The following is a 7,730-nucleotide window of genomic DNA, read 5'->3' as shown; positions in this document are numbered from 1 at the left end:
CCGCGACAATCAGGACGACCGATAAACCTTGCCAGCGACAATCAGAATGGCCACAAACTGTCGCGCCGCGACAATCAACTTCTCATCCTGATCGTCGCGCTCTTCTCACCCAGATCGTCGCGCTACAGTCAGGCCGCCTCTCTGGTCGGCGTCGCTCCGTTCGATTGCGAAAGTGGCACCTTGCGAGGGCAAAGGCGCATCATCGGAGGCCGCAAGCCATTGCGCGATGCCGCCTACATGGCCGCCCTCGTCGCCGGGCAACACAACCCGGCCATGAAGGCCTTCAGACAACGCCTCGCCGACGCCGGAAAACCGCCAAAGGTCATCCTCGTCGCCATAATGCGAAAGCTAATCGCAACACTCAACGCCATGATCAAAAATCAACAAACATGGGCCGCGTAACAAGACGGTTGCTCCCCGTTTGCGCCTTCGGCGAAAACAGGGAGGATCTTCGGTTCGATCCTCCCCATTTTGCGCAGCCAAATGGGGAGGTGGCAGCCGCGTCAGCGGCTGACGGAGGGGTAATTTCGGGCCCTACGGCGCCCGGCGCACCGGCACCGGCAGGTTGCAGATGTCGACTCCGCCGGCCGGTGTGACGAAGAAGGCGTCGCGGCGGCTGGCACGGGCCTCGGCATAGCGCGCGAAGCTGGCGCCCTCGGTCGAGAGGAACTGGTAGCGGGGCAGCTCGGGCACGTCGCTGCCGAGGCGGATGGACTGGATCGCGGTGCGTTCGGCCGCGGTCTGGTAGAAGCCCAGCGGCCCGGTGCCGCGCGGCAGGGAGGCAAGGTGCTCGATCCCCTCGATCACCCGGCCGACCACGGCGATGTTGCGATCGAGGTGGCGCGGCGGGGTGCCGATCACGGTGTAGAGCTCGGCCCCGGTGCCGGCATCGGGCGGCATGTCGCGGCCGACGCCGACCGCGCCATAGCAGTGGAGCGGCCAGGCCTGGACCGGCGCCACGGTCTTCCAGGGCTTGGGCGGTCCCTCGGGATAGCCCAGCGCCACCGGGAAGCCGCCGCGGAAACCGACGGCGCGGGCATAGGCATCGGCGACCCGCGCGGTGATCGCGGGCGGGGCGGCGGGCGGCGGCGGCGGGATCTCGGGGGCGGCCTGGCCCATCGGGGTGAGCGCCCAGGGCACCAGCCCGGGGACCCAGCGCGCGGCATAGTCCGCGCCCGTGGTCGGGGCGAGCCCGGCGGGCAGGGGCCGGGCCTTCGCCTTGTCCTCGCCCGCGGCATCGCCCCACTGGACCACATAGTTGTCCTGGACCCGGTTGACCGACAGCCCGTCCCACCAGTGCGCCGCCGCCAGCTTGCGGAGGTTGCCGATCCACCCCTGGGAGAACGGTGCCGGCATCAACTGGATCACCACCCGCCGCGGCTTGCCGGCGGCATCGGCGGCCAGGTCCATCACCAGCAGGTCGTCGGGCGCGATCGCGACCCACTCGCCCTGCGGCGCGGCGGCGACGATCTCGGCCGGGGACAGGACGGGCTCGGCCGCGGCCAGGGACGGAGCGCCGGCCAGCAGGGGGAGCGCGGACAGGGCACCGGCCAGAAGGGGAAGGCCGGCAAGGCGGGTGCGGAACAGCGGTCTGGACATCCACCCACTGTGCCACGCACCCCGCGCTTGCGAAACCCCCCGACCCTCGCTAGGGCACAGCCCTTCCAGTGCACGCGGAGCGGTGGCCGAGTGGTCGAAGGCGCTCGCCTGGAAAGTGAGTATACGTCAAAAGCGTATCGAGGGTTCGAATCCCTCCCGCTCCGCCACCTTGCGCTCTGCAAGGCTCCTGTAAAGTCCCATTTTCCTTGCATTTGCGCGGTTTTGCGGCCAGCATTGTTCCCTATTTGTTTTGATTGTTCCCCATGCAGCCGCGCCCGTCCGGGGGCGTTTGCGGGGGCACTCAATCGCCGATCCGGGGGCATCGATGCTCACAGAACTTGTCGTCAAAAATGCCAGGGCCAGGGCCAAGGATTACAAGCTCGCCGATTCCGAGGGCCTGTACCTCTTTGTCACCAAGTCGGGTCATCGCAGCTGGCGGCTGAAGTACCGGTTTGCCGGCAAGGAACGGCGGCTCGTGCTGGGAAGTTATCCCGACCTGCCGCTGAAGGTGGCACGGGAGCGCAAGGCGGCGGCGCGCAAGCTGCTGGCGGACGGCCGCGACCCGGGGCTTGAGGCGCAAAAGGCCAAGGTCGAGCGCGCAGTGGCGGCGGGCAACACCTTCGAGGCGCTGGCGCGGGGTTGGTATGACCTGCAGAAGAATCGCTGGACGAAGGTCCATGCGGGCGATGTCCTCGGCAGCCTCGAGAAGGAGGTGTTCCCCTGGATCGGCAAGCTCCCGATCCGCGAGATCGATGAGCCGCTGGTCCTGTCGGTCCTGCGCAAGATCGAACAGCGCGGCGCGATCGAGACCGCGCACCGGGTGCGCCAGCGCATGTCGGCGGTGTTTGTCCATGCGATCGCCGAGGGCGCAGCCACCCGTGATCCGGCCAGCGTGGTCACCAGGGCGCTGAAGCCCGTGCCGCGCGCCTGCAAGCGCCCGGCGCTGCTCTCGCTCGAGGCCCTGCACGACATGATCCGCAAGACCGAGGCCGAGCCCGCCTCACCGCTGACCAAGCTTGCCTCGCGCTTCCTCGCGCTCACCGCGCAGCGCCCCGGCATGATCCGTGCGCTGCCCTGGACCGAGATCGAGACCGTGGACTGGACCAGCGAGGCGCCCTGTCCTGATGCGCTGTGGCGCGTGCCCGCCGCGCGGATGAAGCTGATGCTTGAGCTCAAGCACGATCAGGGCTTCGAGCATCTGGTGCCGCTCTCGGCCGAGGCGGTGGCGGTGCTGCGGGCGGTCCACGCGCTGACCGGCCGCGGGCCACTGGTCTTCCCCAGCAACCGCAATGCCCGGGTGCCGATGAGCGAGAACACGCTGAGCTACTTCTACAACCGCTGCGGCTACCAGGGCCGCCACGTGCCGCATGGCTGGCGGGCCTCGTTCTCGACCATCATGAACGAGTGGGCCGAGCGCGGCGGCACGCCGGCCGATCGGCATGTCATCGACCTGATGCTGGCGCATGTCCCGGAAGGCGTCTCGGGCTCGGAAGGGGCCTACAACCGTGCGGCCTATCTCACCCGGCGCCGCGAGATCGCCGCCGAGTGGGGCACAAAGTTGTTTGGGATCTTCCCGGAACCGGCCAAGATGCTCGGCTGGCCCTGCCGATAGGTCGTGACCCACGTCATAGCCCTATCTCGAAGGGCCTGACCCGCTCGATCGTGCGTTCGAGCTCGGGCTGACGGCTCGGCTCGGGCGGCTTCCCTGCAGCCTGGCCCTTGGTCGCCGCTGCGCCGAGCCGCTCGGTCACCTCGAGGGCCGAAGTCTTGTCGCCGGGATTGCGGCCGATCCCTAGCGCCACCTTGTCGCGGTTGTCGACGATCAGGGTGAGCTCGTCGCGCAGGCGGGTGATCGTCACCAGGAAGTTGCGGGCCGAGAGCAGCTTGCGCCCTGCGCTGTCCATCACTGCGATGCCTTTGTCGGAGGTGAGCCCCTGTGCCATATGGGCATTGAGCGCATAGGCCAGATCGATCCGCGCCAGCATGGGATCGCCGGACCGGAGGTCCTGCGCGATGCCGGAAGAGGTGCGTACGGTCAGGCCATCCGGCGTGATGGCCGCGATGGTCGCCCGGTCGGCATTGATCATCCCGCGCTGGTGATCGTTCGCGGTCCAGCGGATGGTGTCGCCGGTGTAGAGCGTGAGCGGCTTGCGCTCATGGAGCTGGATGGCGAGGCTGTCGCCGGAGGCGCCAAGGTGCGAAGGTATGAAGCTGTGCCGACGGCCGCTGGCATCGCGAAGGGCAACGGCGCCCTTGACTGCGTCCACCCCTACGATCTCGTACCGCCCTCTGGAGAGGCGCTGGCGCGGCTGGCGGGATGTGAGCTCGAGCACCATGCCCGGCGCGTAGCTGCGCACCTGCCGCAGCTCCTCGCGCGTGGCGTTGACGCGCGAGAGGACGGTCAGATCGATGCGGTCCGGGCCGATCTCGCCATTGGCGACAAGACCCGTCTGCACCGCAGCGTTCACCTCGTCGCGCAGCTGGCGGCCGGCGACGTAGATCCCAGTGCGCTTGCGCTCGGCTGGGGGAAGTGCGAGCCAGCGCTCGGCGGCAACCACGGCGCTGTTCTCGCTCACCTCGACAATATGGTCCTTGAGATGCTCCAGCGCCTCGCCGGTCCGGCCGTGCTGGGCGGCCGCCTGCGCCCGCTGCAGTGTCGCGGAGCGCGCCCTGAGGTTGGTCTCCATGCGCGCGGTCTCGGTGCCGGCAGCAAGAGCAAGGGCAAAGGGCTTGCCTGCCTCGACCGCGCCCAGCTGCTTGGGATCGCCCATCAGCACCAGCCGGTCGACCTCCAGCAGATTGGCGAGCCGGACCAGCCGGTCAGAATCGCGCGTCGAGACCATCGAGGCTTCGTCTAGCACCAACACCGTGTCCCGATAGGCGGCGCGCGCCTCGGCCAGTTCGCCCTTGCCCGGGCTCCCATCGAGGAGCCCGCGATGCTGCCCCAGGAAGCGTTGCAGGGTCATGGAGGGTATCCCCGTCTCGCGCTCCAGCATGCGCACCAGCGTGTTCTGCACGCCAAGCCCGATGACCTGCTTGCCGTGCTCGCCCAGGATCCGGGCGAGCGGGCGCAGCAGGCTGGACTTGCCGGCCCCGGCCACCCCCTGCACGGCGACGATGCGGTTGGCCGAGGCGAGGATCATCCGCCCGGCCGCCTCCTGGCCCGCGTTCAGCGTCAGGCCGAAGCCCAGGCTGGCAGAGGCCTGCAATTGCGCCCCCGCAACCTCGCTGGACAGGATCGGGCTTACCGCGCCTCTACCCCGCTCGATCTCGGCCAGCATGCGGGCTTCCAGCGCCGCTGCCGCGGTGGTGGTGAGCCAGCCTTGCCTGGCCCCGCGCCCTTTGCTGAGCGCCCCCTGACCGGCCAGCTGTCCGATGCGTTTCTCGATCAGCGGCATGGTCGTAGGCAGACCAAGGTCGAGCGCGGCCTTGGCGAGGTCAGTGGCCTTGAACGCGGCTTCACGCTCCGACAGGTGCCGCACAGCCGAGGCCACGGCGTGGGCTGCGGCGATCTCCTGCGCAGGCCGCAAATGGATGCGCGCAGGGACCAGGGGATCGCCTTCCTTGATCCCCAGACGCTCGGCCAGTTCGAGCACCATCACCCTGCCCCGCTGGGCGATCGAGGGACGATCCTGGTCCTGTCGCTGCGCGGCAAGCGCCATGACGGCCGACCGCTCGTGGGCGTCGCGCACCATGCCGGCGAGGTCGATCCCCAAGCCCCAGGATTGTTCCTCCCAGCGGGACAGCAAGGCACCGCGATCTACATCGTGCGGCTTGGCCGACCGCGTCGCCAGGGTCGCGATCACGCCTGCCTCAAGCCCGCTGCCGCGCCGGGCGTCGAGCACCTCCTGACGCCGGGTGGAAAAGGCCATGACCGTCTCGCGCCCGATCCCGGCGGCCTCGAAGTTGCCGTGCTTGCCAATGGCGCCGATCTGGTAGCCGAGCTTCTCAACCTCGCCCCGGAAGCGCGCCATGGTCATGGCGTTGAGCAGGGTATTGAGCGCCCACAGCCGGTCATTGCGCAGCGCCTTCCAGGTCCCATCCGGGCCCTGCGTCATGTTCGCGACCACGGCGTGGAAGTGGAGATTGGGTTCCTGGTTGCGGTTGGTATCGTGCTGGAACAGCGCCACGGTGAGGTTGTCGGTCTGCACCCGGCGTTCCTTGCCGGCCCGCTCGATCCGCAGATACGCAGCGTTCGTCTCGGCCCACCGCAGGGTCTCGATCACCGCGCTCCGGTAGACGGCAATGATCCGCTCGTCCTTGCCGACGAGGGCCAGCAGCGACCAGCTCTTGGGGAGCGAGAAGGTGAGATCGGTCCCGGCCCGGTGGTCCGCACCCTCGCGCCCGATGCGCCCGCCGCCGGGCAGCTCGCCGCGCAGGATCGCCTCGAAGGCGGCGGCTTCCACCGTCCCCGACAGGCTCAGTCGCTCGGCCCCTTTGCCGACCCATACGCCTGACCGATCGGCATCGGCACCCGCGTAATAGTTGTCCTTGGCAAAGTAGCTCGCTGCCCCGCCAGCCGAGCGCACATTGGCGACCGACAGCATGGCTCACGCTCCCCGTTTGGCGGGGGCGATACGCTCGCGGTATTCCCTCAGCCGCTTACCATGCGCCGCATGGATGCGGGCGCGCAGCTCCTTGTCGGCCTGGGCGGTCAGGAGCCCATCGAGTGCGGTCGAGGTGAACAGCAGGTGGGACATGATCCGGTCCCGGAACGCGGCCTCGTCCGGTCCCTCGATCACCCCGCTCACGGTGAGCTTCAGCCACTGGCTGACGCTCATCTGCGCCCCCTCGGCAGCGGCCTTCACGGCCCGGTAGAGCGGCTCGTCGACGTAGCATTGCAGCGCAAAGCGCATGGGTTCCAACTCAGGTCGGCCGCCCCATCGGCCAGAAACCCCTCCGGACGAGACATCACGCTACGGTCAGCACCGCGCTGTAGGAAAGCTATTTTTAGCCGGGCGTTATCAGTGTGTTGGGGCGATCCACGTCAGATCTGACTTGCGCAGCCAAGGCTGACATCAGATGACATCAGGTGGGGATTTGGCCCCCTATGCCTCCGAACGCCGCGGATTTACGCCATCCCACAACACCGGGCTACCGGGTACGGTGTGCTTCAAACTGTCCCCAGCTGCGAGGTCGGAAACCGGATCTGATCCTGTCTGTCACGGCGGGCCCATTACCCTTCTGCCCACGGTTCCGAAAGCCGGCGCGGCGATTGATGCAGGTAGGATCTACAGCTTGAAACAGTGCTCGCGATGCCATGCCAGAAAGGCTGGATGCGGGCGTTCCAGCGGGCGCTGCGGGGGGACGGCGAAGCCGGTCTTGTTGATCAGCGAGCGTATACTGTCGGGGTCGTTGGCCTGACGGCTGACGAGGATTTCAAGGTCATCGCCGAGCCCGATCAGGCCGCGGTCGAACATCCAGTGGATCGTGCCTGACAGGGCGATGCCGTTGGTCACGATGTCGGGTCCGCCGCGCTCGACCGGGCGGATATGGGCGGCCTCCACCTCGGCGCGACCGCCGCCGTTGATCAGCTTCAGGCCGGTCACCGCGCAGCGAGCGTCGTAGGCCTCGACCACGCGGCGGCGGAACAGTCGGTCGCGGACCAGGCGCGAGCCTAGATTGGCGACGCGGTCGCGCTCTATCTCGAACTGGAAGGGGGTGCGGTCCTCGCGGAGCATCGTGTCGCCGGCCTGGTCGATGCGCGGGAGGAAGCTGTCGTCCTCGGCGAGGCCAAGGTCGATGATGCGGTTGAAGTCCTCGATCGACACCGGGCGGACAGCCGACTGGGCGCGCCCCGAGATCTTGCCCTCGTCGTTCAGCACGCCCCGTTCGACCAGTCCGAGCGGGCCGTTGAATGGAACCGGATTGGGGAAGTCGAGGTAAGTGCCGGGCTCGATCAGCGCGACATACATGTCCTTGGCGGTCGGGTCGGGCACCACGTGGGCGACCTTGGCCGCCGCGAAGTAACCGCGGGTGTCGCGGATCTTGCTCGGCTCGTAGTAGATGATCCAGTCGCCGATGCAGGCGCTGACGCGGGTCAGGTACTGGCGGGGGAACTGGTACCGTTCGGCCGGGCTGTCGTCGTAGATCGAGTCGGTGCGGTGGACGAAGATGCCCTTGGCCATGGC

The 7,730-nt window shown here is 68.2% G+C and carries 6 protein-coding genes and 1 tRNA gene; 3 read left to right on the top strand and 4 right to left on the bottom strand.

Features of this window, described 5'->3' with window-relative positions:
- On the top strand, nucleotides 1–402 hold a 402-nt coding region (locus H7F49_RS16205), incomplete at its 5' end, for a transposase (RefSeq protein ID WP_185684619.1).
- Between the two features lie 132 nt (nucleotides 403–534).
- Here the strand turns inward: H7F49_RS16205 and H7F49_RS16200 are convergent.
- Complete coding sequence (locus H7F49_RS16200) at nucleotides 535–1,599, bottom strand: peptidylprolyl isomerase (protein WP_185684618.1); 1,065 nt, start codon at nucleotides 1,597–1,599, stop codon at nucleotides 535–537.
- 76 nt (nucleotides 1,600–1,675) lie between these two features.
- Between H7F49_RS16200 and H7F49_RS16195 the strand changes: the two genes are divergently transcribed.
- Nucleotides 1,676–1,766, top strand: a tRNA-Ser gene (locus H7F49_RS16195).
- A gap of 158 nt (nucleotides 1,767–1,924) precedes the next feature.
- On the top strand, nucleotides 1,925–3,211 hold the full coding sequence (locus H7F49_RS16190) for a tyrosine-type recombinase/integrase (RefSeq protein WP_185684617.1): 1,287 nt from the start codon (nucleotides 1,925–1,927) through the stop codon (nucleotides 3,209–3,211).
- A 13-nt stretch (nucleotides 3,212–3,224) separates the two neighbouring features.
- Here the strand turns inward: H7F49_RS16190 and mobF are convergent, their stop codons facing one another.
- The 3 genes from mobF to H7F49_RS16175 form a co-directional block, all read right to left on the bottom strand.
- Nucleotides 3,225–6,146 carry a MobF family relaxase gene (gene mobF, locus H7F49_RS16185; protein ID WP_185684616.1) on the bottom strand — a complete coding sequence of 974 codons (2,922 nt, stop codon included), beginning with the start codon at nucleotides 6,144–6,146 and terminating at the stop codon, nucleotides 3,225–3,227.
- A gap of 3 nt (nucleotides 6,147–6,149) precedes the next feature.
- Nucleotides 6,150–6,455 carry a hypothetical protein gene (locus H7F49_RS16180; protein ID WP_185684615.1) on the bottom strand — a complete coding sequence of 102 codons (306 nt, stop codon included), beginning with the start codon at nucleotides 6,453–6,455 and terminating at the stop codon, nucleotides 6,150–6,152.
- A 375-nt stretch (nucleotides 6,456–6,830) separates the two neighbouring features.
- Nucleotides 6,831–7,727, bottom strand: coding sequence for an HNH endonuclease (locus tag H7F49_RS16175; protein WP_185684614.1), 897 nt, complete (start codon nucleotides 7,725–7,727; stop codon nucleotides 6,831–6,833).
- Nucleotides 7,728–7,730: the final 3 nt, after the last annotated feature.

Source organism: Novosphingobium aerophilum, from assembly GCF_014230305.1.
Lineage (GTDB): Bacteria > Pseudomonadota > Alphaproteobacteria > Sphingomonadales > Sphingomonadaceae > Novosphingobium > Novosphingobium aerophilum.
The sequence above is the reverse complement of the archived record's forward strand: the minus strand, read 5'-3'. Positions and strand labels throughout refer to the sequence as shown.